The sequence below is a fragment of the Nonomuraea sp. B208 genome (genome assembly GCF_057536035.1).
In genome coordinates this window covers 893,505-918,756 of sequence record NZ_BAAJOU010000028.1, presented here as the reverse complement: position 1 = coordinate 918,756, position 25,252 = coordinate 893,505, and the positions used below count along the sequence as shown (strand labels likewise).

The 25,252-nt window shown below is 70.8% G+C and carries 22 protein-coding genes and 1 pseudogene; 5 read left to right on the top strand and 18 right to left on the bottom strand.

What is annotated here, in order from left to right; all coding sequences use genetic code 11:
- Window positions 1-39: 39 nt before the first annotated feature.
- Complete coding sequence (locus AC27IY_RS40525) at window positions 40-867, bottom strand: hypothetical protein (protein ID WP_487181197.1); 828 nt, start codon at window positions 865-867, stop codon at window positions 40-42.
- A gap of 75 nt (window positions 868-942) precedes the next feature.
- Here AC27IY_RS40525 and AC27IY_RS40520 point away from each other — a divergent pair, with 75 nt between their 5' ends.
- Window positions 943-1,557, top strand: a complete 615-nt coding sequence (locus AC27IY_RS40520) for a Clp protease N-terminal domain-containing protein (RefSeq protein ID WP_423448967.1) — start codon at window positions 943-945, stop codon at window positions 1,555-1,557.
- Window positions 1,558-1,576: 19 nt separating this feature from the next.
- On the opposite strand, the gene AC27IY_RS40515 is transcribed toward AC27IY_RS40520, so the two are convergent.
- Window positions 1,577-2,599 (bottom strand): GNAT family N-acetyltransferase, encoded by a 1,023-nt coding sequence (locus AC27IY_RS40515; RefSeq protein ID WP_487181196.1) that lies wholly within the window; start codon window positions 2,597-2,599, stop codon window positions 1,577-1,579.
- A 338-nt stretch (window positions 2,600-2,937) separates the two neighbouring features.
- Here AC27IY_RS40515 and AC27IY_RS40510 point away from each other — a divergent pair, with 338 nt between their 5' ends.
- Window positions 2,938-4,314, top strand: a complete 1,377-nt coding sequence (locus AC27IY_RS40510; protein WP_364453108.1) for an NAD(P)/FAD-dependent oxidoreductase — start codon at window positions 2,938-2,940, stop codon at window positions 4,312-4,314.
- 26 nt (window positions 4,315-4,340) lie between these two features.
- A complete protein-coding gene (locus tag AC27IY_RS40505) occupies window positions 4,341-5,942 on the top strand; it encodes an amidohydrolase (RefSeq protein ID WP_487181195.1) in 1,602 nt (533 codons plus the stop codon).
- A 60-nt stretch (window positions 5,943-6,002) separates the two neighbouring features.
- Here the strand turns inward: AC27IY_RS40505 and AC27IY_RS40500 are convergent, their stop codons facing one another.
- From AC27IY_RS40500 to gap, 5 genes are all read right to left on the bottom strand, one after another.
- Window positions 6,003-6,347, bottom strand: coding sequence for an RNA polymerase-binding protein RbpA (locus tag AC27IY_RS40500; protein ID WP_084685755.1), 345 nt, complete (start codon window positions 6,345-6,347; stop codon window positions 6,003-6,005).
- 74 nt (window positions 6,348-6,421) lie between these two features.
- Window positions 6,422-6,652, bottom strand: a complete 231-nt coding sequence (secG, locus tag AC27IY_RS40495) for a preprotein translocase subunit SecG (RefSeq protein ID WP_020544771.1) — start codon at window positions 6,650-6,652, stop codon at window positions 6,422-6,424.
- A gap of 99 nt (window positions 6,653-6,751) precedes the next feature.
- On the bottom strand, window positions 6,752-7,534 hold the full coding sequence (tpiA, locus tag AC27IY_RS40490) for a triose-phosphate isomerase (protein ID WP_091087234.1): 783 nt from the start codon (window positions 7,532-7,534) through the stop codon (window positions 6,752-6,754).
- Window positions 7,535-8,722, bottom strand: coding sequence for a phosphoglycerate kinase (locus AC27IY_RS40485; protein ID WP_364453115.1), 1,188 nt, complete (start codon window positions 8,720-8,722; stop codon window positions 7,535-7,537). It abuts the gene before it with no gap.
- Window positions 8,723-8,810: 88 nt separating this feature from the next.
- The gene (gene gap / locus AC27IY_RS40480) at window positions 8,811-9,815 is read right to left on the bottom strand and encodes a type I glyceraldehyde-3-phosphate dehydrogenase (RefSeq protein ID WP_344215818.1); all 1,005 of its coding nucleotides are present in this window, start codon (window positions 9,813-9,815) and stop codon (window positions 8,811-8,813) included.
- 215 nt (window positions 9,816-10,030) lie between these two features.
- Here gap and AC27IY_RS40475 point away from each other — a divergent pair, with 215 nt between their 5' ends.
- Window positions 10,031-10,627 (top strand): hypothetical protein, encoded by a 597-nt coding sequence (locus tag AC27IY_RS40475; RefSeq protein ID WP_487181193.1) that lies wholly within the window; start codon window positions 10,031-10,033, stop codon window positions 10,625-10,627.
- Window positions 10,628-11,079: 452 nt separating this feature from the next.
- On the opposite strand, the gene whiA is transcribed toward AC27IY_RS40475, so the two are convergent.
- The 8 genes and pseudogenes from whiA to uvrA all read right to left on the bottom strand — a co-directional run bounded on the left by whiA (window position 11,080) and on the right by uvrA (window position 21,326).
- Complete coding sequence (gene whiA / locus AC27IY_RS40470) at window positions 11,080-12,060, bottom strand: DNA-binding protein WhiA (protein WP_026214667.1); 981 nt, start codon at window positions 12,058-12,060, stop codon at window positions 11,080-11,082.
- Between the two features lie 74 nt (window positions 12,061-12,134).
- Window positions 12,135-13,052: a gluconeogenesis factor YvcK family protein gene (locus tag AC27IY_RS40465; protein ID WP_487181228.1), complete on the bottom strand. Its 918-nt coding sequence runs from the start codon at window positions 13,050-13,052 to the stop codon at window positions 12,135-12,137.
- Between the two features lie 74 nt (window positions 13,053-13,126).
- Window positions 13,127-13,993 carry an RNase adapter RapZ gene (rapZ, locus tag AC27IY_RS40460; protein WP_329575046.1) on the bottom strand — a complete coding sequence of 289 codons (867 nt, stop codon included), beginning with the start codon at window positions 13,991-13,993 and terminating at the stop codon, window positions 13,127-13,129.
- Between the two features lie 603 nt (window positions 13,994-14,596).
- A pseudogene (gene uvrC / locus AC27IY_RS40455) lies at window positions 14,597-16,510 on the bottom strand (excinuclease ABC subunit UvrC); the annotation flags it as partial.
- A 233-nt stretch (window positions 16,511-16,743) separates the two neighbouring features.
- Window positions 16,744-17,190, bottom strand: coding sequence for a Rieske (2Fe-2S) protein (locus AC27IY_RS40450; RefSeq protein ID WP_344215824.1), 447 nt, complete (start codon window positions 17,188-17,190; stop codon window positions 16,744-16,746).
- Between the two features lie 97 nt (window positions 17,191-17,287).
- Window positions 17,288-17,746 carry a Rieske (2Fe-2S) protein gene (locus AC27IY_RS40445; protein WP_344215826.1) on the bottom strand — a complete coding sequence of 153 codons (459 nt, stop codon included), beginning with the start codon at window positions 17,744-17,746 and terminating at the stop codon, window positions 17,288-17,290.
- Between the two features lie 102 nt (window positions 17,747-17,848).
- Entirely contained in the window at window positions 17,849-18,349 is a 501-nt protein-coding gene (locus AC27IY_RS40440; RefSeq protein WP_487181192.1) for a Rieske (2Fe-2S) protein, read from the bottom strand.
- 136 nt (window positions 18,350-18,485) lie between these two features.
- Complete coding sequence (uvrA, locus tag AC27IY_RS40435; protein ID WP_344215830.1) at window positions 18,486-21,326, bottom strand: excinuclease ABC subunit UvrA; 2,841 nt, start codon at window positions 21,324-21,326, stop codon at window positions 18,486-18,488.
- Window positions 21,327-21,695: 369 nt separating this feature from the next.
- Here uvrA and AC27IY_RS40430 point away from each other — a divergent pair, with 369 nt between their 5' ends.
- Complete coding sequence (locus AC27IY_RS40430; protein ID WP_364453131.1) at window positions 21,696-22,352, top strand: MBL fold metallo-hydrolase; 657 nt, start codon at window positions 21,696-21,698, stop codon at window positions 22,350-22,352.
- 174 nt (window positions 22,353-22,526) lie between these two features.
- Here the strand turns inward: AC27IY_RS40430 and pssA are convergent, their stop codons facing one another.
- From pssA to AC27IY_RS40415, 3 genes are all read right to left on the bottom strand, one after another.
- Window positions 22,527-23,351 carry a CDP-diacylglycerol--serine O-phosphatidyltransferase gene (gene pssA, locus AC27IY_RS40425; RefSeq protein WP_344215837.1) on the bottom strand — a complete coding sequence of 275 codons (825 nt, stop codon included), beginning with the start codon at window positions 23,349-23,351 and terminating at the stop codon, window positions 22,527-22,529.
- A complete protein-coding gene (locus AC27IY_RS40420; RefSeq protein WP_344215904.1) occupies window positions 23,338-23,979 on the bottom strand; it encodes a phosphatidylserine decarboxylase in 642 nt (213 codons plus the stop codon). Before AC27IY_RS40420 ends, pssA begins: the two co-directional genes overlap by 14 nt.
- 109 nt (window positions 23,980-24,088) lie before the next feature.
- Window positions 24,089-25,069, bottom strand: coding sequence for a TerC family protein (locus AC27IY_RS40415; RefSeq protein ID WP_487181227.1), 981 nt, complete (start codon window positions 25,067-25,069; stop codon window positions 24,089-24,091).
- Window positions 25,070-25,252 lie beyond the last annotated feature (183 nt).

The following is a 25,252-nucleotide window of genomic DNA, read 5'->3' as shown; positions in this document are numbered from 1 at the left end:
GGCTTCCCGGTCCGCGCCCGCCGACCTTGAGCCGCGGGCTCACTGATCCAGCCGGCGACGGGCGTGGCGCTCCTCCCGTCGCGCGACCTCCAGCCGGTGCTCGCTGTCGTCCAGTCTGCGGCGGGCCTTGGCGAGCTTGCGCTCCAGCCGTTCGACCTTGGCCGCGCGGTCGTCGAAGTCCCGCTGGGCGCTCTCCAGAGCCTCCTGCCACTCCCGGTGCGCGGCCTCCGCCTCGGCCCGCTCCCTGGCCTTCCTGGCCTCTTCCTCCTCGCGGGCACGGGCCGCGGCGGCCTCTTCCTCCTCACGGGCGCGGGCCGCGGCGGCCTCGTCCTCGGGCTTCTTCTTCCTGCCTGCCCGCTGGCCCTGCCCTGGCTTCGGCTTCCTGGCCGGTCGTTCGGGGGGCGTGGGGGCGGGTGCGAAGCCGCTGTAGGCGAGGGGCCTGGCGAGCCGGCCTCGGCGTACCTGCTCGGCGGCGTCCGCGTCCACGACGGCGGCGTCCAGGGTCTGCTCCACCTCGGCGGCCCCGGCGGCCGACAGCTCGCTGTCCTGCCTGACGAGCCGGCCGAGGCGGCCGGTGACCTCGCCGCGCCGCCGGGTCAGCTCGGCGAGCGCGTCGGGGTCCTGCTCCTGCCAGGCGGCGCGCAGCCGCTCCCCCACCTCCAGGAGCTCGGCCACCTCGCCGGGGTGCTCGCGGGCGACCCGGTTGACGGCCGCCGCCGACACCGTGGGCTTGCGCAGCTTCGCTATCTCACGGGCGAGCCTGGCGTCGCCCGCGTCCTTGGCCGCGCGGGCCTCGGCCGTACGCGCGGCGGTGAACTCCGGCGGCGGGAGCGCGTACAGGCGGTCCGCCACCTCGTCAAGATCCACACAGGACAAATACCCCACACGGCGGGTTTTCTAGCGCATAGTGGAGGCAGCCCCCCAGCCGAACGGAGGCCCCCGGTGTTCGAACGCTTCACCGACCGAGCGCGCAGGGTCGTCGTCCTCGCTCAGGAGGAGGCACGGACGATGAACCACGGCTACATCGGCACGGAACACATCCTGCTGGGCCTCATCGCCGAGGGCGAGGGACTGGCCGCGCTGGTCCTGGAGAGCAGCGGGGTGGAGCAGGACCGCGTACGCGCGTTCGTCGAGCGCGAGACGGAGCACGACGGCAGGCCGCCGAGCGGGCACATCCCGTTCACGCCCGGCGCCAAGAAGGTGCTGGAGCTGTCGCTGCGCGAGGCGCTGCAGCTGCGCCACAACTACATCGGGACCGAGCACATCCTGCTCGGACTGATCAGGGAGGGCGAGGGGCTGGCCGCCCAGGCGCTCGTGGACGCCGGCGCGGACCTGGCCGGGCTGCGACAGCGCCTGCTCGACCGCGTCGGGCGGGGCTCCAGGGAGCGCGCTTCGGAGATGTTCTTCGCCGGCACCGGCTCGCTGAACGAACGGCTCACCCAGATCCAGGAGAGCCTGGAGCGCATCGAACGCCATCTCGGCATCCACCCGCGCGCCGGCACCCCGGACGAGCGCGCGGGCGAGGGCGAGGGCGAGCGCGAGGAGGGCGTCGGCTGACCCGCCGTCAGGCCGGCTGTCAGACCGCCGCCATCGCGCCGACCGGCAGCCGCGCCTCCACCACGCCGGGGTCCTCGGTGTAGCCGAGCGTGGCGCCCAGCGACACCAGCAGCCGGCGCATCCGCGTGTTGTCGGACAGCATGGTCGCCCTGACCTCGGCGTACCCCAGGTCGCGGGCCGCGCGCACCAGCATCCGCGCCATGGCCACGCCCAGACCGCGCCCCTGCCAGCGGTCCTCGACGAGGAAGGCCATCTCGGCGATGCCGGGGTCCGGCGTGAACATGAGGTTGGCCATCGCCACGACCTGCCCGTCGTGCCCCGCGACCAGCGAGTGTCCCCGGTTCTTGTCGCACAGCCGGTCGAACATCTGGGGCGGCAGCGTGGGCATGGCGGTGAAGTAGCGGAACCTGCGCGACTCCGGCGAGCACCTGTCGTGCAGGTCGCGTACGGCCTCGCGGTAGATGGAGGTGAGCGGGCGCACCGTGACCTCGACGCCGTCGGACAGCTTGACCCCGCGCTCGGCCCCCATCTGGTCGGCGGCGGGCTGGGCGAGCCGGGCGAAGGAGGCGGCCCTGGCGGCCTCGGTCAGCGTGAACGGGAGCTCGGCGCGGCGCAGCCGGACCGCGCGCTTGGCGGCGACGGGCACGACGAGCCTGGTCGGGTCTGGAAGATCACTCACGGCATCACCATAGATCCACCGGGCGTCGTCGGCGCGCAGCAGCTCCGCGAGCAGCTCGGGGAGCCGCCACGGCATCGTACGCAGCCGGGAGGCCAGCAGGAGCGCGCGGGTGGGCTCGTCGGTCAGCTCGTGGGCCGTGGCCGGGACCACCTGCACCTCACGGCCGCCGGCTGCCTCAAGAGCCTCGCGCACGGCCTCGGGGCCTGCGGGGATGTCGGCGACGAACTCGTCAACGGTGCCGCCGGTGTCCGACTGGACGCTGAGTCCGAGAATGTTGCCGCCCCTCTCGGCCAGGGCCGAGGCGAGGGAGGCCAGCCGCCCGGGCCGCTCGTCCACCGTGGTGCGGATGCGCAAGAATCCCATGCGTTGAGCATGCCTTGACGGTGTTACACGTCCGCTAACGACGTGTTTCATCGTGAAATGAACCTATTTATCCCGATAAGGCCCCCAGCGCGGGGCTTCCGCCAAACCCCTCGCGCCGAGCACCTCGCGGTGGGACCCTCTCGGTGGGACGGCCCGCGTCGGAGGGGCGACCCCGACCCGGCCCCGCCCGACCCAGCCTCAGCCGACCCGGCCCAGCCACCCCACCAGACCCCGGCTACCTGGAGTGCCTTCTCGGGCACCTCCGGCTCGTTGAGGATCCATCACGAATTTCGTTGCGAGATGCGGCACAGTGTCCGGATATAGCAGGATAAGGGGGCATGAGCGTGCGTGTTCCCTTGTCGTCCGAGTTCGTGAACGGCGACGTGTCCTTCTGGTACCGGTCCATGGGCGTCCCCGCCCCCGGCCCCCGTCTCGACGGCGATCTCGATGCCGACGTGGCGATCGTCGGCGCCGGCTACACGGGCCTGTGGACCGCGTACTATCTCAAACGCGCCCGCCCGTCCCTCCGCGTGGTCGTGCTGGAGCAGGAGTTCGCCGGCTTCGGCGCCTCCGGCCGCAACGGCGGCTGGCTGACCGGCGACCTGGCCGGCTCGCACGAGCGCTACGGCGAGGGCGCCCGCCGCCTGCAGCGCGAGATGTACACCTCCATCGACGAGGTCATCGCCGTCTGCGAGAAGGAGGGCATCGACTGCGACCTGGTCAAGGGCGGCGTGCTGAACGTGGCCCGCACGCCCGCCCAGGCCGCCCGCCTGCGCGAGAGCGTCGAGTCGGCCCGTCCCTGGGGCATCGGCGAGGACGACCTGCGCCTGGTGAACCCCGACGACCACCTGCGGGTCGCCGGCGCCGTCGAGGGCTCGTGGAGCCCGCACTGTGCCCGCATCCAGCCCGCCAAGCTCGCTCAGGGCCTGGCCAGGGTGGTCAGGGACCTCGGCGTGCCCATCTACGAGCGCACGCCGGTCACCGAGATCGTCCCGCACCGCGCGGTCACCCCGTACGGCACCGTGACCGCCGGCCACGTCATCCGCGCCACGGAGGGCTTCACCTCCCGTCTGCGCGGCCTGCGCCGCCAGTGGCTGCCGATGAACAGCTCCATGATCGTCACCGAGCCCCTGCCGCAGTCGTTCTGGGACGAGGTCGGCTGGCGCGGCGCGGAGCTGCTCGGCGACATGGCGCACTACTACATGTACGCCCAGCGCACCGCCGACGACCGCATCGCCTTCGGCGGCCGGGGCCGCCCCTACCTGTACGGCTCCCGCATCGACGCCCGCGGCCACACCCACGAGTGGACGGTCGAGGCGCTGTGGAGCCTGCTGACCGAGTTCTTCCCGGCCGCCCGCTCCTCCTCGGTCGCCCACGCCTGGTCGGGCGTGCTCGGCGTGCCGCGCGACTGGTGCTCGACCGTCCACGTGGACCCCTCCACCGGCCTCGGCTGGGCGGGCGGCTACACCGGCCACGGCGTCACCACCACGAACCTGGCCGGCCGGACGCTGCGCGACCTCGTGCTCGGCGAGGAGACCGAGCTCACGTCCCTGCCGTGGGTGGGCCGCAGGGTCCGCGCGTGGGAGCCCGAGCCGCTGCGCTGGATCGGCGTGCACGCGATGTACCGGCTGTACCGGGTGGCCGACGAGCGCGAGCGCACGATGCCCCGCACCTCGGTCCTGGCCCGCTTCGCCGACCTCATCACAGGGCACTGAACCGTAAAGATCACGAAGGAGACTAGATGGACATCCTCTTCCGCGGCGGCCGCGTCTTCACGCCGGACGGCGTACGGGAGACGGCCGTGCTGGTGTCCGGCGGCCTGATCGCCGCCGTGGGCGCGGAGGGGGAGCTGGCCCGCCGCGCGCCGTCGCACGAGACGGTCGACCTGGCCGGCGGCCTGCTGACGCCGGGCTTCACCGACGCCCACATCCACCCGGTCCAGGCGGGCCTGGAGCGCGCGAAGTGCGACCTGTCGGAGGTCTACGGCCTGGACGCCTACCTCGCCGCGATCGACGCCTACGCCCGCCGCCACCCGGACAAGGAGTGGATCGACGGCGGCGGCTGGGACATGTCCGCCTTCCCCGGCGGCCTCCCCCACCGTTCCCAGCTCGACCACCTGGACCGGCCGGTCTACCTGATCCAGCGCGACCACCACGCCGCCTGGGTCAACGGCCGGGCCCTGGAGCGCGCCGGCATCACCAGGGACACCCCCGACCCGGCCGACGGCCGCATCGAGCGCGACCCCGACGGGACCCCGTCGGGCGTCCTGCACGAGGGCGCGATGGACCTCGTCGGCCTGCTCACCCCGCGGCCCACCCCGCGCGACCTGGACGCGGCGCTGGACGACGCCCAGCGGCACCTGTTCTCGCTGGGCGTCACGGGCTGGCAGGACGCCATCGTGGGCTCGTACGCGGGCTCCGACGACCAGTTGCCCACCTACCTGTCCGCGGCCCGCCAGGGACGGCTCAGGGCCCGCGTGGCGGGTGCCCTGTGGTGGGACAGGACCCGCGGCGCGGAGCAGATCGACGAGCTGGTGGCGCGCCGGGCCGAGGCGGAGGGCCTTGACCGGTTCAGGGCCGGCTCGGTCAAGATCATGCAGGACGGCATCACGGAGAACTTCACGGCCGCGACGCTGGAGCCGTACTGCCTGTGCGGCGGCACCGGCCTGTCGTACGTGGACCCCGCCAAGCTCCGCGAGTACGTCGCCGAGCTGGACCGCCTCGGCTTCCAGGTGCACTTCCACGCAATCGGCGAGCGCGCGGTCCGCGAGGCGCTGGACAGCTTCGAGGGCACCGACCCGGCCAACCGCCACCACATCGCGCACCTGCAGATCATCGAGCCGTCGGACGTGCCGCGCTTCGCGGCGCTCGGCGTCACGGCCAACCTCCAGCCGCTGTGGGCCACCCATCACGCCCAGATGGACGAGCTGACGCTGCCGTACCTGGGCGAGCCGCGCTCGTCGTGGCAGTACCCCTTCAAGGACCTGCTGGAGCACGGCACCCGCCTGTGCGCGGGCAGCGACTGGCCGGTGTCGGACGCCGACCCGATCCAGGGCATGCACGTGGCGGTCAACCGCACCGAGCCCGGCGGCTCGGTGCACGCGGGCTATCCGACGGCGCGCACGCCGTTCCTGCCGGGCCAGCGGCTCGACCTGGCCACGGCGATGGCCGCCTACACCTCGGGCTCGGCCTGGATCAACCGCTCCCCCGCCGGCCTGGTCGAGCCCGGCCGCCCGGCGGACCTGGTGGTGCTGGACCGCGACCCGTTCGCGCTGCCGCCCGAGGAGATCTGGACCACCCGCGTGCGGATGACGTTCGTCGACGGCGAGCCGGTCCACCAGTAGGGGCCCCGGACACGCGCGAACCCCCGCCCTCACGGGCGGGGGTTCGTCGTGACGCCGGTCTTACCAGGGGGACTTGTTGGCGCGCAGGCGCTCCAGTGCTTCCTCCAGGATCGCCTTGCCGTCCTTGTCGCTCCTACGCTCCTTCACGTAAGCGAGGTGCGTCTTGTACGGCTCGTTCCTCGGCGGGGCAGGGGGGTTCGACTCGTCCTGTCCGGCAGGGAGGCCGCAACGAGGGCAGTCCCACAGCTCGGGGACGGCCGCGTCACTGGCGAAACTGGGGCGCGTCTCGTGCATGTTGGCGCACCAGAACGAGACCCGCACTCTCGGAGCTGCCTCGCCGCGCTCGGCCTCCCCCATAGGGCCGGCGCCGACTCGGCTGCCACGGATCGCGTTGCCACTACCCACGGATGAACTCCTCGCTCGATCGCCCCGCGCGCGAACACGGGGGGAGAATCACTGTCACGCGTTGAACTTGTTGCTCAGGGCTTCACAAGCAGCCCGAGAGCGATGATGCAGACGAACCAGATGGTGCCCGTGATCACGGTCAGCCGGTCGAGGTTGCGCTCCACCACGGAGGAACCGCCGAAGTTCGACGAGAAACCGCCGCCGAACATGTCAGACAGGCCACCACCCTTGCCCTTGTGAAGCAGGACGAGCAGGATCATGAGAAGGCTCGCCAGGATGAGGGCGATGGAGATTCCGAGTTCCACGGTATGCCTGTTCCTTCAATGCTCTGTTACGCGTGACGATTCAAACTTGCCTTCTGAGGGTACGACGTACTGTCAAGTCGCACCCCCCGAACGGCTCAGTCAGCCGGGCATGTCGGAGAATCGGCAGATCTTGGCGAACTCCCCGGCGTCGATGCTGGCACCGCCCACGAGCGCGCCATCGACATCCGGTTGTGCCATGATTCCTGCGACATTTCCTGACTTGACCGATCCTCCGTAAAGGATACGGACCGCCGAGGCCACTTCGGCGTCGTAGAGCTCAGCGAGTCTGATTCGCAATGCTCCACACACCTCCTGGGCGTCGTCGGGGGTGGCCACCTCGCCGGTGCCGATCGCCCACACCGGTTCGTAGGCCACCACTATCGATTTTGCCTGCTCGGCCGAGATCTTGCGCAGAGCGCCGTCGAGTTGGCCGAGACTGTGCGCGATGTGACCGCCCTCTTGGCGCACCGCCAGGCCCTCCCCCACGCACAGGATGGGCGTGAGCGAGTGCCGGTAGGCCGCCTGCACCTTGGCGTTGACGACGTCGTCGTCCTCGCCGTGGTACTGGCGCCGCTCGGAGTGGCCGATGACGACGTAGGTGCAGCCCAGCTTGGCCAGCATGGGGCCGGACACCTCGCCGGTGTAGGCGCCGCCGTCGTGCGCGGAGAGGTCCTGGGCGCCGTAGACGATCCTGAGCTTGTCGCCGTCGACCAGGGTCTGGACGCTGCGCAGGTCGGTGAACGGCGGCAGGACGGCGACCTCGGTGCGGTCGAAGTCCTTGTCGTTGAGAGCGAAGGCCAGCTTCTGGACCAGCGCGATGGCCTCAAGGTGGTTGAGGTTCATCTTCCAGTTGCCCGCCATGAGCGGCTTGCGCTGCGACACCTACTCCTCCAGAGCGGCGAGTCCGGGAAGGGTCTTCCCCTCAAGATATTCGAGACTGGCGCCGCCACCTGTGGAGATGTGCGAGAAGCCGTCCTCGGGGAGGCCGAGCCTGCGCACGGCGGCCGCGGAGTCGCCGCCGCCCACCACGGTGAAGGCGCCGGAGGCGATGAGCGCCTCGGCCACGGCCCTGGTGCCGCCGGAGAACGCGTCGAACTCGAACACGCCCATCGGGCCGTTCCAGAAGACGGTCTTGGCGTCGGCCAGCTTGGCGGCGAACAGCTCGCGGGTCTTCGGCCCGATGTCGAGCCCCTCGCGGTCGGCCGGGATCGCGGTCGCCTCGACCGCCTCGTGCTCGGCGTCGGCGGCGAACTCGGTGGCGGCCAGCACGTCGACCGGCAGCACGAGCTCCACGCCGCGCTCGGCGGCCTCGGCGAGGAAGCCGCGCACCTGGTCGAGCTGGTCCTCCTGGAGCAGCGACTTCCCGACCTCGTGGCCCTGGGCCTTGAGGAAGGTGTAGGCCATGCCGCCGCCGATGAGCAGCCGGTCGACCTTGGTGAGCAGGTTGGCGATGACGCCGAGCTTGTCGGAGACCTTGGCGCCGCCCAGCACCACGACGTACGGGCGCTCGGGCTGCTCGGTGAGCTTGCGCAGCACCTCGACCTCGGCCGTGATCAGCCCGCCCGCCGCGTGCGGCAGGATCCGCGGCACGTCGTAGACGCTGGCGTGCTTGCGGTGCACCGCGCCGAAGCCGTCGCCCACGTAGAGCTCGGCGAGGCCGGCCAGCTTCTCGGCGAACGCGCCGCGCGCGGCGTCGTCCTTGGAGTCCTCGCCCGGCTCGAAGCGCAGGTTCTCCAGCAGCGCCACCTGGCCGTCCTGGAGCGCCTCGACCGTCGCGCGGGCGCTGTCGCCCACCACGTCGGTGGCGAAGGCGACGTCCTGGCCCAGCAGCTCGCCCAGGCGGGCGGCGACGGGACGCAGCGAGTACTTCGGGTTGACCTGGCCCTTGGGCCTGCCCAGATGGGCGCAGACCACGACCCTGGCGCCGCGGCCGGCCAGCGCCTTGATCGTCGGCACCGACGCGCGGATGCGGCCGTCGTCGGTGATCGTCTCCCCGTCGAGGGGGACGTTGAGGTCGGCGCGCACCAGCACGCGCCGCCCCTTCACGTCGAGATCGTCGAGCGTGCGCATGCTCTCATGCTCCTGTTCCCGCGGGGCGCGCGCGGCGCGCGCCCCGGCACATGGTCGTGGCCGGCCGGGGCCGGCGGGGTCAGCCGGGTCAGAGACCGCGGCCGACCAGCTCGATCAGGTCGACGAGGCGGTTGGAGTAGCCCCACTCGTTGTCGTACCAGCCGACGACCTTGACCTGGTTGCCGATGACCTTGGTGAGGCCGGCGTCGAAGATGCAGGAGGCCGGGTCGGTGACGATGTCGGAGGAGACGATCTGGTCCTCGGTGTAGGTGAGGATGCCCTTGAGCGGGCCGTCGGCGGCGGCCTTGACCGCGGCGTTGACCTCGTCGACCGTGACGTCGCGGCCGACCTCGACGGTGAGGTCGGTGGCCGAGCCGGTGGGGATCGGCACGCGCATCGCGAAACCGTCGAGCTTGCCCTTGAGCTCCGGCAGCACCAGGCCGATGGCCTTGGCGGCGCCGGTGGAGGTGGGCACCACGTTGAGGGCGGCGGCGCGGGCGCGGCGCAGGTCCTTGTGCGGGCCGTCCTGCAGGTTCTGGTCCTGCGTGTAGGCGTGGATGGTGGTCATCAGACCCTTCTCGATGGTGAAGGTGTCGTGGATGACCTTGGCCATCGGCGCCAGGCAGTTGGTGGTGCAGGACGCGTTGGAGACGATCGTGTGCTTGGCCGGGTCGTAGGAGGAGTCGTTGACGCCCATGACGATGGTGACGTCCTCGTTCTTCGCCGGAGCGGAGATGATAACCTTCTTCGCGCCGTTGTCGGCGTGCGCCCTGGCCTTGTTGGCGTCGGTGAACAGGCCGGTGGACTCGAGGACGACGTCCACGCCGAGGTCGCCCCAGGGCAGCTTGGCCGGGTCGCGCTCCTCGAAGACCTTGATCGCCTTGCCGTCGACGGTGATCTCGTCGCTGGTGGCCTTCACCTCGTAGGGCAGGCGGCCCAGGATGCTGTCGTACTTCAGAAGGTGGGCGAGCGTCGCATTGTCGGTCAGGTCGTTGACCGCGACGATCTCGATGTCCTTGCCGCTGGCGGCGACAGCGCGCCAGAAGTTGCGGCCGATGCGGCCGAAGCCGTTGACGCCTACGCGGATGCTCACGCGATCTCCTCGAACAGATGGCGGGCTGAAACCTCAGCCACGAAGCCTATCGGACCCAAATTGGTTTAGACCACTGCGACCCCCGCCCTGCGCATGCGGGTGCTACACACACTTTTTGCGACCTTCGAGTAAAGTGCCCGACTCATTAGAGTAAATTCGTGCATTCTCTGGGGGCTGAGATGTCACATAACCGGTCGGGTCTACTTCCCGGACTAGTGCTGGGCCTGGTGGCGGCGCTCGTCGCCGCCGCCGCGCTGGGGGCGGCCGTGCTGTTCCAGAACCGCCTGCCCGTCGGCGTCACGTCGTTCGGCAACGGGCACCCCCTTTCGCTGGTCTCGTCCCTGCTGGTCGCGCTCCTGGTCGCGCTGGGGGCCGGCGCGGCACGCCCGCGCGCCCTGACGCTGATCCCCGTGTCCGCGCTGTACGCCGGGGCCGCCATGGCCGCCGGGCAGGTGCTCGGATCCTCGATCATGACCGGCGCCGCCCTCCGCACCCCGCCCGCTGAACACGTCACGGTGTCGGACATCACATGGGACAACTTCACCGCCGGCCTCCCGTACGCGCCCAACCTCTACCGTGACCCGATCGCGGAGACCTGGGCCGCCTGGCTCTACCTCGCCGTCGCCGCGCTGGCCGCCCTCCTGCTGGTCACCCTGCGCGTGCTGGGCGTCCGCCGCGCCCAGCGCCGGACGGAGTCCGAGGCGGAGAGCCAGGAGGAGTCGGAGTACCGCGCCCCCTTCGAACCCGCCCAGCCCCCGACCCACCAGCCCACCACGGACCTGTTCGCCCCACGCAAACCGGCCCGCGACTGACCCCGCCGCTACTGCCCCGCCCCTGACGTCGCCGCTCCGGCATCGCCCCCGGTGACGAGGGGAGACTTCCTGGGTGGCCAGGGGCGCCCCGTTCCCGACAGCGAGAGACGGCTCGCTTCCGGTGGTCTCCGGCGGCACCCGAGTGGGCGCCACCGCGCAGGTCGCGGACAGCACTCGGTCAGCGCCGCCCCGTGCAGGTCACGGACCGGCATCCGGTCGGAGCCGGCCGCACGCAGGTCGCGGACGGCATCCGGTCGGAACCGGTCGCGCACCGGTCGCGGACGGCATCCGGTCGGAACCGGTCGCGCACCGGTCGCCATGAACCACGGAATCCGGCCAGGCATGCGCTCGTCACGGCGAGCAGCCCGTGAGCCTTCACGACCGGCCATGACGGACGGCCACCCGCGTCGGCGCGTGCGGCCCAGCTGGCCTTGCCGTGAAGGATGGATCTGTCAGGGAGCGAGCATGTCAACGGTGAGGTTGGCCTCGGTGTTGGGGATGCCGAGATCGGACGCCCGCTTGTCCGCCATCGCCAGCAGCCGCCTGATCCGTCCGGCGATCGCGTCCTTGGTCAGCGGCGGGTCGGCGATCTGCCCCAGCTCCTCCAGGGACGCCTGCTTGTGCTCCACCCGCAGCCGCCCGGCCACCACGAGGTGCTCGGGCGCCTCGTCGCCGAGGATCTCCAGCGCCCGCTGCACCCGCGCTCCGGCGGCGACCGCGGCCCTGGCCGAACGCCGCAGGTTGGCGTCGTCGAAGTTGGCCAGCCGGTTCGCGGTGGCCCGCACCTCGCGCCGCATCCGCCGCTCTTCCCAGGCCAGCACGCTGTCGTGCGCCCCCAGCCGGGTGAGCAGCGCGCTGATGGCGTCGCCGTCGCGTACGACGACCCGGTCCACGCCGCGCACCTCGCGCGCCTTCGCGTGGATCTTCAGCCGCCGCGCCGAGCCCACGAGCGCGAGGGCCGCCTCGGGCCCCGGGCAGGTGACCTCCAGCGACATCGACCGCCCCGGCTCGGTGAGCGAGCCGTGCGCCAGGAACGCCCCACGCCAGGCCGCCTCGGCGTCGCACGCGGCGCCGGCCACCACCTGGCGCGGCAGTCCGCGCACGGGACGCCCGTGGTTGTCGATCAGCCCCGTCTGGCGGGCGAGCGCCTCGCCGTCGCGGTAGACGCGCACCACGTAGCGGGAGCCCTTGCGCAGGCCGGCGGGGGCCAGCACGAGCACCTCCGCCTTGTGGCCGAACACCTCACCGATGTCCTTGATCAGGCGCCGCGCGGTGGCGTTGGTGTCGAGCTCCGCCTCGATCACGATCCGCCCGCCCACCAGGTGCAGGCCGCTGGCGAACCGCAGCAGCGTGGAAACCTCGGCCTTGCGGCAGCAGGGCTTCAGCACCGGCAGGCGGCTCAGTTCGTCTTTCACCACACCTGTCATCGCCATAAGCGTTTAGTCCTCTCCCCCATTCAGACCGGCTCACGCCAGTCTCTCGCACCTTCGCGCCACGCCGACCAGGATCAACGCTTCCGGAGGAAAATCTCGTCCAGGACGGAGGCAAGACGTCGTGGGTCGTGCCGGGGCGAGCCGTCGCCGGCCGCCACGTCCGCCATGACGAGCCGGGCGCCGAGCGCGGCGGCGGCCTTCTCCAGGGCGTCGGGGTCGTCGACCACGCCGGTGTCGGCGAGGACGACGTCGATCGACAGGTCCGGCGCGTGCTGCCTGAGCACCTCCAGATGCTGCTGGGGGGAGAAGTCGTCGGTCTCGCCGGCCTGCGGGGCCAGGTTGAGCGTGACGAGCCGGCGGGCCCGGGTGGCGTGCAGGGCGCGCGCCAGCTCGGGCACCTTGAGGTGCGGCAGCACACTGGTGAACCACGATCCGGGCCCGAACACCACCCAGTCGGCCTCGCACACCGCCGCGACGGCCTCGGGCCGCGCGGGCGGGTCCTCGGGCACCAGGGAGATGGCCTGGACGCGACCGGGGGTGAGGGCGCACGCCACCTGACCGCGTACGGTCGAGATGACGCCGTCGAGCTCCACCTCGGCGACGATGTCGAGCGGCACGGACGCCATCGGCAGCACCCGGCCGTGCGCGCCCAGCAGCCGCCCGACCCAGTCGAGCCCGGCCACCGGATCGCCCAGCAGCTCCCACAGGGCCACGATCAGCAGGTTGCCGACGGCGTGCCCGTGCAGGTCGCCCTCGCTGCGGAAGCGGTGCTGCACCACCTCGCTCCAGGTGCTGCCCCACTCGTCGTCGCCGCACAGCGCCGCCAGCGCCATGCGCAGGTCGCCGGGCGGGAGCACGCCCAGCTCACGACGCAACCGGCCGCTGGAGCCGCCGTCGTCGGCGACGGTCACGACCGCGGTCAGCTCGTCGGTGACCATCCGTAATGCCGACAGGGACGCGAACAGCCCGTGCCCGCCCCCGAGCGCCACCACCCGCGGCCCTCTGCCGACGGCGGGCGGGTCGTCGTCAGGGCGCGTGTCCGCCGATGCCGCGACGCCGTCATCGGTCACTCCCGCCCCACATCCCGATGGCTCACCTGGACCTCCATGCCGCGGTCACGCAGCCGGGCGGCGACCTGCTCGGCCATGGCCACGCTGCGGTGCTTGCCGCCCGTGCAGCCCACCGCGAGCGTCGCGTAGCTCTTGCCCTCGCGCGCGTAGCCGGCCGCGACCACCTTCAGGACCTCCTCGTACGCGTCGAGGAACTCCTTGGCGCCCGGCTGCCCGAGTACGTACTCGCTGACGGAGGCGTCGAGCCCGTTCATGGGCCGCAGCTCCGGCACCCAGTGCGGGTTGGGCAGGAACCGGCAGTCCACGACGAGGTCGGCGTCGACCGGCAGGCCGTACTTGAAGCCGAAGGACACCACGTTGAGCCGCAGCCCCGGCCGGTCCTCCCCGCCGAAGTACGCGACGATCTTGTTGCGCAGGTCGTGGACGTTGTGCGAGGAGGTGTCGATCACCAGGTCGGCGTTGGCCCGCACCTCGCGCAGGATGCCCCGCTCGCGGGTGATGCCGTCGACCAGCCGCCCCTCGCCCTGCAACGGGTGGGGCCTGCGGACGTTCTCGAACCGGCGCACCAGCTCCTCGTCGCTGGCCTCCAGGAACACCACCCGCACCCGGACCCCGCGGGCCTCCAGCTCTTCGATGGCCGCGTTGAGGTCGGTGGTGAAGGCCAGGCTGCGCACGTCGACCACGGCGGCGACCTTGTCGGCGGCCAGCTTGACCTTGCCCGCCTCCTCGGCCATGGCGAACAGCAGGCCCGGCGGCAGGTTGTCGATGACGAACCAGCCCAGATCCTCCAGGGCCTTGGCCGCCGTGCTGCGGCCCGCCCCGGACATGCCGGTCACGATGACGAACGCCGGGTCGGCGCTCATCTGCTCTTTCCGCCTGTCAGCCCGGTCACCGGCACTGCCCTCACGGCTGTCCATGTCAAAGCCCTTCCCGGCCGACATCGCCTGCCGGCCCAGCGACCCGGGCGCATTCCGCACGGCGGCCGTCCGGCACGCCCGGCCCGGTCATCGCGGCACGCCATCCACCATAGCGGACGGCGGCGATCGCAGAGCGCGACGCAACCCCTGCACGCGGTCGCCCTGTCACCGCCCTCCCTCTTCCCGAGGCGCGACCTCCCCGGCTCCACCCCCGCCCACAGAGCCCGCCGCCCCAGCCCCGTCCCCGGAACTGACCGTCTCAGCCCCGTCTCGGGAACGCACGACCTCAGCCCCGTCCTCAGGACCCGCCGCCTCAGCCCTGTCTCGGGAACGCACGTCCTCAGACCCCGCCGCCTCAGCCCCGCCTCGGAAACCCACCGCCTCAGCCCCATCGCGGGGACGCACCACCGCAGCCACGTCCCCGGAACGCACCGCCTCAGCCCCGCCTTCAGAACCCGCCGCCATCACAGCCGTGTCCTTGGCGCCTGTCGCAGCGTTCCCCGTCATGCTGGCTTCCGCCGCGGACGCGGGTCGAGGCGACCCGCCCGCCAGGGTGGCGACGATGACCTCGGCGGTGGCCCGCCCGATCCCCGGCACTTCGCAGATCTCCGCCGCGCTCGCCTCGCGCAGCTTCTTCACCGACCCGAAGTGCTTGAGCAGCGCCTGCCGCCGCGCCGGCCCGAGCCCCGGGACGCCGTCGAGCGCGCTCTCCTTGACGCTGCGCGACCGCTTCGACCGGTGGTAGGTGATGGCGAAGCGGTGCGCCTCATCACGCACCCGCTGCAACAGGTAGAGCCCTTCGCTGGACCGGGGCATGATCACCGGCTGGTCGTCCCCCGGCACCCAGACCTCCTCCAGCCGCTTGGCCAGCCCGCACACCGCCACGTCGTCGATGCCGAGCTCGTCGAGCGCGCGCTGGGCGGCGGCCGCCTGAGGGCCGGCGCCGTCGACCACGACCAGATTGGGCGGATAGGCGAACTTGCGCGGCCGGCCCGTCTCGGGGTCGATCGGGCCGTGCGCGCCCTCCTCGCCGCGCCCGCCGTCCTCGTCGTACTCGTCGGGGACCAGCTCGCCGGTGTCGGACCGCTCCTGCAGGTAACGGCGGAACCGGCGGAGGATCACCTCGTGGATCGAGGCGACGTCGCCCTCCTTGGTCTTGACCGAGAAGCGCCGGTATTCGCTCTTGCGCGCGAGACCGTCCTCGAAGACCACCATGGACGCGACGACGTTCTCGCCCTGCAGGTGGGAGACGTCGTAGCACTCGATGCGCAGCGGCGCCTGGTCGAGGTCGAGCGCGTCGGCGATCTCCTGCAGCGCCTTGCTGCGGGTGGTGAGGTCGCTGGCGCGCCGGATCTTGTGCTGGGCGAGCGACTCCTTGGCGTTGCGCGCGACGGTCTCCATGAGCGTGCGCTTGTCGCCGCGCTGCGGCACGCGGACTTCCACCCGGGCCCGGCGCTGCTCGCTCAGCAGCTCGGCGACCGCCTCGCTGTCGGGCGGCAGAGCGGGTACGAGCACCTCACGCGGCATCGACTCGGCGCCGGCCTCGGCGTACATCTGCAGCAGGAACTGCTCGACCAGCTCGCCCGGCGTGGTCTCCTCGACCTTGTCGACCACCCAACCGCGCTGTCCGCGGATGCGCCCGCCGCGCACGTAGAAGACCATGACGGCGGCTTCGAGCGGGTCCTCGGCCAGGGCGATGACGTCGGCGTCGGTGCCCTCGCCGAGCACGACCGCCTGCTTCTCCAGCGCCCGCTGCAGCGCCTGGACGTCGTCCCTGAGCCGGGCGGCGCGCTCGTACTCCTGCTCGGCGGCGGCGGCGCGCATCTCCTTCTCCAGCCGCTTGATGAAGCGGCTGGTGTTGCCCGCCATGAAGTCGCAGAAATCCTCCGCCAGCTCGCGGTGCTCGTCGGGAGTGACCCGGCCGACGCACGGCGCGGAGCACTTGTCGATGTAGCCGAGCAGGCAGGGTCGGCCGATCTGCCCGGCGCGTTTGAACACCCCGGCGCTGCACGTGCGTACGGGGAAGACGCGCAGCAGCAGGTCGACGGTCTCGCGGATGGCCCAGGCGTGCGAGTAGGGGCCGAAGTAGCGGGTGCCCTTGCGCTTGGCGCCGCGCATGACCTGCACGCGCGGGAAGTCCTCCCCCATCGTGACCGCGAGGTAGGGGTAGGACTTGTCGTCGCGGTACTTCACGTTGAAGCGCGGGTCGTACTCCTTGATCCAGGAGTATTCGAGCTGCAGCGCCTCGACCTCGGTGCCGACGACGGTCCAGTCCACGTCGGCGGCGGTGGTCAGCATCGACTGCGTGCGCGGGTGCAGCGCGGAGAAGTCGGCGAAGTACGAGTTGAGCCGCTGGCGCAGGCTCTTGGCCTTGCCGACGTAGATCACCCGGCCGTGGGCGTCCCTGAACCGGTAGACCCCCGGGGACTCGGGGATCGAACCCGGCTTCGGCCGGAAACTCACAGGACTGCGCGCAGATCTCGCCACATTTGAAGCCTAGTAGCCCCCACCGACAGACTCATCCGCCCACCATCGGCACCGGCACCGGCACGGGATGCGGACGGCGCCGGACACGAGGACGCGGGCCCGCCTCGCGCCGTGGCGGACCCGCGTCCCCGCGCCCTCCTCACCGTCAATCAGGTGACCGTCAATCAGGTGACCGTCAATCAGGTCACCGTCGATCAGGTCACCGTCGATCAGGCCAGGGTGATCTGGTCACCCTCGACCTTGATCGCCTGCTCCGGCAACGGCCCCTGGGCGGGCCCGCCCGTCACAGCCCCGTCGGCGATGTTGAACGTGCTGTTGTGGCACGGGCAGACGATGTTGCCACCGTCGACGCTGCCCACCACGCACCCCTTGTGCGTGCAGACCGCGCTGAACGCCTTGAACTGCCCCTCGGTGGGCTGCACGACGACGATCTTCTGGTCCTTGAGGATCGTGCCGCCCCCCACGGGGATGTCGGCCGTCTTGGCCAGTGCGGCGCCGCCGGCCTGCGGCGCGCTGGACTCAGTGGCGGCCGCGGTAGGTGCGGCGGAGCCGGTGGCGTCGCCGCTGGTCGCCGCATCGGTGCCGGTCGCCGTGTCGGTGCCGCCACAGGCCGCGAGGGCCAGCGTGAGGCCACCCGCGCCGACGCCCGCTATCACTGCCCGTCGGCTTCGAAGGTCATCTCCCATGCGGATCACCCAACCGCAGCCAGGTGAGAAATTCATGAGACCTGCATGAGAGACGCCCACCGGTCCGCTAAGCCAGGCGGATCTTGCCGCCGTCCACCGTGATCTTCTTCTCCTTGAGCGGCTCGGGCGCGGGCCCGTCGGTCACGGAGCCGTCCTCGATGCTGAACTTGCTGCCGTGGCAGGGGCAGTTGATCGTCTTGTTCTGTACGGTGGCGACCGTGCAGCCCGCGTGCGTGCAGACCGCCGAGAACGCCTTAAAGTCGCCCTCCACCGGCTGCGTGACCACGATCTTCTGCGCCTCGAAGACCTTGCCGCCGCCCACCTCGATGTCGGAGGCGTCGGCCAGCGCCTTCTTGGCCGGCTTCTTCTTCGGCGCCGCGGACGACGCCTCGTCGGCCGGCTCCTCCTCGGGCGCCGCGCTGGCGTCGGTCGTCGGCGTGCCGTAGCTCGCGCACGCCGTCAGGAACGCCGCGAGCCCGGCGCCTCCCGCGCCCAGCATCATCGTCCGGCGCGTCGTATCCGTCATGGTGCGTCCTCCCAGGTTGCTTCTCCTTCAGGTACGGGCAGCGCCCGTGCGCCGGTTCAGCGTGCCCGAACCCAATCCGGGGGACCACGTAGAAATACCTGCTCAGGCCACCACGATGCCGTCGCCCTCCACCTTGACGGCGATGGCGGTCAGCGGCGCGGTGGCCGGCCCCTTGTTGGGGGCGCCGCTGTCGGCGGCGAACTCACTGCCGTGGCAGGCGCACCTGATGATGTTGTCCTTCGGCGTGCTGACGGTGCAGCCCTTGTGCGTGCAGGCCGCGCTGAACGCCTTGTAGACCCCCTGCTGCGGCTGCGTCACGACGAGCTTCAGGTCGCCGATGAGCTTGCCGCCGCCCACGGGCACGTCGGCCGTCTTGGCGATGACCTGCCCCTTCAGGCTCGGCCGCGCCTGGGCGCCGCCCGTGCCGCAGGCGGCGAGCGCCACGCCGCACGCCGCCACCCCGGCCACCCCGAGCACCTCACGCCGTCCGGGCACGCCCCCGGACCCCCGTCCGGACTCCCGTACGGTGACGTCGCCCCGCGCCGTCGTGCCCTCCGGCCGCCCGTCTCCAGGCATGGCTCCGCCCCGCTCCGTAGCTGTCATGATCGCCTCGACCCTTCGCGTCGCCGCTGACCCCCTGCAGGTCAGGCCGTTACCCGTGCCACAACTGTATTGCCGCACCCCGCCGGTCCCGCTTCCGGGGCGGGACCGGCGTCGGCTCAACCAGCTCTCAAGGCGCTCAGACGGACAGGATCTTGCGCAGGAACCGCCCCGTGTGGCTCTCCTCGACCAGCGCGACCTCCTCGGGCGTGCCGTTGGCGACCAGCGTGCCGCCCCGCGAGCCGCCCTCGGGCCCCATGTCGATGATCCAGTCGGCCGTCTTGATGACGTCGAGGTTGTGCTCGATGACGATGACGGTGTTGCCCCCGTCGACCAGCCGTCCGAGCACGCCCAGCAGCCTGCGGATGTCCTCGAAGTGCAGACCGGTGGTGGGCTCGTCGAGCACGTAGATCGTCCGGCCGGTCTGCCGCCGCTGCAGCTCGGAGGCGAGCTTGACGCGCTGCGCCTCGCCGCCGGAGAGCGTGGTGGCCGGCTGCCCGAGCCGTACGTAGCCGAGACCCACGTCGTGCAGGGTCTGCAGGTGACGCCGGATCGCCGGGATGGCGTCGAAGAAGCCGAGCGCCTCCTCGATCGGCATGTCGAGCACCTCGGCGATCGTCCTGCCCTTGTAGTGGACCTCCAGCGTCTCCCGGTTGTAGCGGGCGCCGTGGCAGACCTCGCAGGGGACGTAGACGTCCGGCAGGAAGTTCATCTCGATCTTGATGGTGCCGTCGCCCGCGCACGCCTCGCAGCGGCCGCCCTTGACGTTGAAGCTGAAGCGCCCGGGCTGGTAGCCGCGCACCTTGGCCTCGGTCGTGGCCGCGAACAGCTTGCGGATGTGATCGAAGACGCCGGTGTAGGTGGCCGGGTTGGAGCGCGGGGTGCGCCCGATCGGCGACTGGTCGACGTGGACGACCTTGTCCACGAGGTCCATGCCGTTGATCCGCGAGTGCCGTCCCGGCACCGTACGCGCCCCGTTGAGCTCCTTGGCCAGCGCGTTGTAGAGGATGTCGTTGACCAGCGTCGACTTGCCCGACCCCGACACGCCGGTGACGGCGGTGAACAGGCCGAGCGGGAAGTCGATGTCGACGCCCTTGAGGTTGTGCTCGCGCGCGCCCTTGACGGTGATCTGCCGCTTCTTGTCGCGCTTGCGCCGGCCGGACGGCACCTCGATGCTCCGCCGCCCCGACAGGTATTGCCCGGTCAGCGACTCCTCGCTGCTCAGCAGGTCCTGTACGGTGCCGGACACGACGACCTGGCCGCCGTGCTCGCCCGCGCCCGGACCGATGTCGACCACCCAGTCGGCGGCGGCGATGGTGTCCTCGTCGTGCTCGACCACGATCAGCGTGTTGCCCATGTCGCGCAGCCTGACGAGCGTGTCGAGCAGCCGCAGGTTATCGCGCTGGTGCAGGCCGATGGAGGGCTCGTCCAGCACGTAGAGGACGCCGACCAGGCCGGAGCCGATCTGCGTGGCCAGCCGGATGCGCTGCGCCTCGCCGCCGGCCAGGGTGGCCGCGGCGCGGTCCATGGTGAGGTAGTCGAGGCCCACGTCGAGCAGGAACCCGAGGCGCGCGTTGATCTCCTTGACCACCCGCTCCGCGATGTGCATGTCGCGGTCGGACAGCTTGAGCTCGGCCAGGAACTGGGCGCACTCGCCGATGGACATCGACGCGACGTCGGCGATCGACCTCTCGGCCACCGTGACGGCCAGGGTGACCGGCTTGAGCCGGGCGCCCTTGCAGGCCGGGCACGGGATCTCGCGCATGTAGCCCTCGAACCGCTCGCGGCTCGAGTCGCTCTCCGCCTCGGCGTGGCGGCGCTGCACCCAGGTGATGACGCCGGTGTAGTCGGTGTAGTAGGAGCGCTGACGGCCGTAGCGGTTGCTGTAGCGGACGTGGACCTGCTCGTCGTAGCCGTGGAGCAGGGCCTTCTGCGCCTTCTTCGGCAGTTGCTCCCACGGGGTGTCGAGGCCGAAGCCCATGGTGTTGCCCAGGGCCTCGATCATCCGTACGAAGTATTCGCTGGTGTGGCCGCCGGACCACGGGTGCAGCGCGCCGTCGCGCAGCGTGCGCTCCGGGTCGGGCACCACCAGGTCGGGGTCGACCTCCATCTTGGTCCCGAGGCCGGTGCACTCGGGGCAGGCGCCGAACGGGGAGTTGAAGGAGAACGAGCGCGGCTCCAGCTCCTCGAACGACAGGTCGTCGTAGGGGCAGTAGAGGTGCTCGGAGTAGAACCGCTCACGGCCCGGGTCGTCCTCGGGCAGGTCGACGAAGTCGAGGGTGATCGTGCCGCCGGACAGCTGCAGCGCCGTCTCGACCGAGTCGTTGAGCCGGCGGCGCGCCGACTCCTTGACCGACAGGCGGTCGACGATGACCTCGATGTCGTGCTTCTCGTACTTCTTCAGTGTCGGCGGCTCCTCCAGCCGCACGACCGTGCCGTCGACCCTGGCCCGCGCGAAGCCCTTGGTCTGCAGCTCGCGGAACAGCTCGGCGTATTCGCCCTTGCGCCCGCGCACGACCGGCGCGAGCACCTGGAAGCGGGTGCCCTCGTCGAGGTCCATCACGCGGTCGACGATCTGCTGCGGCGTCTGGCGGGCGATGGGCCGCCGGCACACGGGGCAGTGCGGCTTGCCGATGCGAGCCCACAGCAGGCGGAGGTAGTCGTAGACCTCGGTGATGGTGCCGACGGTCGAACGGGGGTTCTTGCTGGTGGACTTCTGGTCGATCGACACCGCGGGCGACAGGCCCTCGATGAAGTCGACGTCGGGCTTGTCCATCTGGCCGAGGAACTGGCGGGCGTACGCCGACAGCGACTCGACATAGCGCCGCTGGCCCTCAGCGAAGATCGTGTCGAAGGCCAGGCTCGACTTGCCCGAGCCGGATAGGCCGGTGAAGACGATCAGCGAGTCTCGCGGCAGATCGAGCGAGACGTCCTTGAGGTTGTGTTCTCGTGCACCACGCACGATCAGGCGGTCGGCCACGGCGATCCCGGTAGTCGAAAGGCGGATAGGTCCACGGGGGATGGTAGACGGGGGCTCCGACAATTTCGGCGGCCCGCAGTGCGTCCTCCGAAAACCCGTCCCTCTCAGATTACGGCCATCTGCCGGCTCGGCAGGATGCCTTCTGATGTGAACGCCTTGACCTGGAGTTTTATGCCCTGGTAAGGCACGGGCGGGCCGCCTGCCGACATGCCGGTCCGGCACCCCGGGAGATCGGAGGGCGAGGCGTTAGGCTGGTGCTCGTGGGGCGGACGTTCCTGCCCGGCCGCGCGGGATGGTCTTCCCGCCGCCGTCGTGGCTGACGATGCCGGCCCCCGCTGATCTGCCCGCGACGCCCCCGAAGGACTGTTCATGACCTACACAGGTGACGTCCAGGTCGGCGGTCCCGCCGACGTGCGCGAGCTGCCCGCGCTGACCGTCTCCAAGCTCGCCGTCGGCCCGTTCGACAACAACGCCTATCTGCTGCGCTGTACGGAGACCGGTGAGGGCCTGCTCATCGACGCCGCCGCCGAGCCCGACCGCCTGCTCGCGCTGATCGGCGACCAGCCGCTCGGCGCGATCGTCACGACGCACCAGCACGGCGACCACTGGCAGGCGCTGGAGCAGGTCGCCAAGGTGACGGGCGCGCAGGTGATCGCGCACCCGCTCGACGCCCCCGCGCTCCCGGTGCCGGCCGGCCGCACGGTCGAGCACGGCGAGACGATCCCGCTGGGCCGCGTCTCGCTGGAGGTCATCCACCTGCGCGGTCACACGCCCGGCTCCATCGCCCTGCTGTACGACGGCGGCGAGGCGGGCCCGCACCTGTTCACCGGCGACTCGCTGTTCCCTGGCGGCGTCGGCAACACGTGGAAGGACGCCGAGCGCTTCAACCAGCTCTACGACGACGTGGTCACCCGCGTCTTCGACCGCCTGCCGGACGAGACCTGGGTCTACCCGGGCCACGGCAAGGACACCACTCTCGGCGCCGAGCGTCCCTCCCTGCCGGAGTGGAAAGCCCGGGGCTGGTAGTCCCGCCGGCTCCGAGGTCAGGTCGGCGGCGGGCGGGCAGGCGCGGAGCGTCGCCGTCAGCCCGCGCGCTGCTCCGGCTCCATGGCCGGCTCGCCGGGATGCCGCGTACGCGGGTGCGCTCGCGGCGGGTCGCCGACCTGGGGCTTAAAATCCGAAATATGCCGAAAAATCCCGTTAGTTGTGGATTCGCTCGGCTACCCGGCGCTGCTCCCGCTTGTAGAACATCATCCGCAGCGGGATCGCCGCCACGAGCGCGATCTGCATGGTCGCACCGATCTTGATCGGCAGGTCACCGCCCTCGGGCCAGGCCACCCAGAAGGTGAGGAAGGCCACGTTGACCATGATCCAGCCGAGGACGACCGCAGCGAGCTGCCCCTTCGGCTTGGGGTACTCGATCCGGCTGACCATGAGCCAGGCCACGCCGAGAACGCCGACCAGCGTCCAGATGCTCGGCTGGAACAGCAGCACGATCGAGATCACCGTCATGGCGCCCATCGGGATGGGCAGCCCCATGAAGTCGCCGCTCTTGGTCTTGACGCAGGCGAACCTGGCCAGCCGTACGACGCCGGCGACCAGCACGGACGCCGCCGCCACGAGCACCGCCGCGAACGGCACCTGGTCGGTGAACCCGCCCCAGATCACCACCATGAACGCGGGGGCGAACCCGAAGCTGATGACGTCGGCGAGGTTGTCGAGCTCGGCGCCCATCGCCGAGGCGCGGAAGCGCCGCGCCACGAGGCCGTCGAACAGGTCGCACGTGGCGCCGATGAGCAGCAGCACGATCGCGGTGGCGAAGTAGCTCGGATCGGGCTTGAAGGGCCCGCCCGCGACCTGGAGCTGCTGGATGGCGGAGTAGGCGAGCACGCACACGGCGAGGAAGCCGCAGACCGCGTTGCCGAGCGAGAGCGAGTCCGCCGCGGAGAGGCGGAAGGCCTTGCCGACCGGGCCCCGCGGTTCTTCCTCGCTCGCCTGCCAACTGCCGGCGTCAGCCGCGGTCAATTCTGGTCACCCCCGCAACCGTCTTCTCGCCCACGGACACCGCGGGCGAGATCCCTTCGGGAAGGTAGATGTCGACGCGCGAGCCGAACCGGATGAGCCCGATCCGGTCGCCCTGGGCGACCTTCGCGCCCGAGGTCAGATAGGGCACGATCCTGCGCGCGACCGCGCCCGCGATCTGCACCATCTCGATGTCACCAAGCGCGGTCTCGAAATGCCACACCACACGCTCGTTCTGGTCGCTGTCCTTGTTGAACGCCGGCAGGAACCCACCTGCCACATGCTGCACGGAGGCGACATTTCCCGCAAGAGGGGCGCGGTTGACGTGGACGTTCAGCGGACTCATGAAGATCGCGACCCGGGTGCGGCCGTCGGGCCAGGGGTCGATGCTCTGCACCACGCCGTCGGCGGGCGACAGGACGCGCCCCTGCCCGAGGGTCCGGTCGGGGTCGCGGAAGAACCAGAGCATTCCCCCGGTGAGCGCGCTCAACGGCACCGCCGCGAACGCCCATCGCCGGTCCTTGCGCGTCAGCAGCGCGGTGGCGGCCGCCGAGACCGCCGTCGGGAGAAGCCACGGGGAGACCCCGCGTGCGAGCCGGATACCGCTCGACTTAGCAGAATCGTCTGACACGTACAACCTTTGGTGGTGACTGGACTGGGCGCTTTGCCATGATGTTACAGAACTCGCAACTATTACACGGCACGGCTACACAAAGCAAAGCGCCTCGAAGCCCATCGCGCTAGACCTGCTCAGGATGCGGCTGCTCGCCCCTCCGCGCGTCGATCCGCGCCTTGATCAGGCTGGCCCCGGTCGTGATGACCATGGTGGTGCCGATGACCGTGAGCGAGACCCAGATGGGAATTTCGGGCGCCCAGGAGACATTGCTGGAGTGCAACGCTTCCAATACCAGCTTAACCCCGATGAACCCGAGGATGAACGCCAAACCGTAGCTGATGTACACCAGCCGCTGCAGCAGGCCGCCCAGGAGGAAGTACAGCTGACGCAGCCCCATCAGGGCGAACGCGTTGGCCGTGAAGACGATGTAGGGGTCCTGCGTGAGCCCGAAGATGGCCGGAATCGAGTCGAGCGCGAACAGCAGGTCGGTGGTGCCGATGGCGATCATCACGATGAGCATCGGGGTGACCATGCGCCGGCCGTCGATCTTGACGGTGATCTTCGATCCGGCGTAGCCCTCGGTGGTCGGGAAGGCCTTGCGCACCCAGCGGAGCAGGAGGTTCTCGTTGAACTCCTCCTCCTCGTCCTTGAGGTGCTGGCGGACAATGTTGATCGCGGTGTAGACGAGGAAGGCGCCGAAGACGTAGAACAGCCAGCTGAAGCGCTCCAGCGCCGCCGCGCCGAGCGCGATGAAGATGCCGCGCATGACCAGCGCCAGCAGGATGCCGACGAGCAGCACCTTGTGCTGGTAGGCCCGCGGGACCGCGAACCTGCTCATGATGATGAAGAAGATGAAGAGGTTGTCGACGCTCAGGCTGTATTCGGTGATGTAGCCGGCGAAGAACTCCCCGGCCTTGTCGCCGCCGAGAGTGGCCCACAGCCCCACCCCGAACGCGACGGCCAGAATGACGTAGAACGTCACCCAATAACCGGCCTGCCGCATGGAGAACTCTCGCGCTTCTCCGCGGTCCACGATCCACAGGTCGAGTGCGAGCACGACGAGGAGCCCGCCGATCACGGCCAGCCAAGCCCACAGGGGTACCATTACGTTCCAACCCTCCGGCATGCACGACTCATTGCCGGAGGTCTCTCCCGCCCGCGAACCGCGGACCGGCAGCCCCGGGGGCCCCGTGGAGCGGGGCTGCACCGTGATGACGAGGCTGTCGCGAAGGGATACTCCCCTCCCTAACCCAGGCAGTATACGAGAACGCCTTAACCCCGCCTAATC

What these genes read in the sequence shown, in the direction of transcription:
- AC27IY_RS40440 (WP_487181192.1), bottom strand. Translation starts at nt 18,349, where the DNA reads ATGACAGCTACGGAGCGGGGCGGAGCCATGCCTGGAGACGGGCGGCCG.
- AC27IY_RS40515 (WP_487181196.1), bottom strand. Translation starts at nt 2,599, where the DNA reads ATGGGATTCTTGCGCATCCGCACCACGGTGGACGAGCGGCCCGGGCGG.
- AC27IY_RS40415 (WP_487181227.1), bottom strand. Translation starts at nt 25,069, where the DNA reads ATGGTACCCCTGTGGGCTTGGCTGGCCGTGATCGGCGGGCTCCTCGTC.
- AC27IY_RS40430 (WP_364453131.1), top strand. Translation starts at nt 21,696, where the DNA reads ATGACCTACACAGGTGACGTCCAGGTCGGCGGTCCCGCCGACGTGCGC.
- AC27IY_RS40505 (WP_487181195.1), top strand. Translation starts at nt 4,341, where the DNA reads ATGGACATCCTCTTCCGCGGCGGCCGCGTCTTCACGCCGGACGGCGTA.
- AC27IY_RS40510 (WP_364453108.1), top strand. Translation starts at nt 2,938, where the DNA reads ATGAGCGTGCGTGTTCCCTTGTCGTCCGAGTTCGTGAACGGCGACGTG.
- AC27IY_RS40445 (WP_344215826.1), bottom strand. Translation starts at nt 17,746, where the DNA reads ATGACGGATACGACGCGCCGGACGATGATGCTGGGCGCGGGAGGCGCC.
- rapZ (WP_329575046.1), bottom strand. Translation starts at nt 13,993, where the DNA reads ATGAGCGCCGACCCGGCGTTCGTCATCGTGACCGGCATGTCCGGGGCG.
- AC27IY_RS40485 (WP_364453115.1), bottom strand. Translation starts at nt 8,722, where the DNA reads ATGCGCACGCTCGACGATCTCGACGTGAAGGGGCGGCGCGTGCTGGTG.
- whiA (WP_026214667.1), bottom strand. Translation starts at nt 12,060, where the DNA reads ATGGCGATGACAGGTGTGGTGAAAGACGAACTGAGCCGCCTGCCGGTG.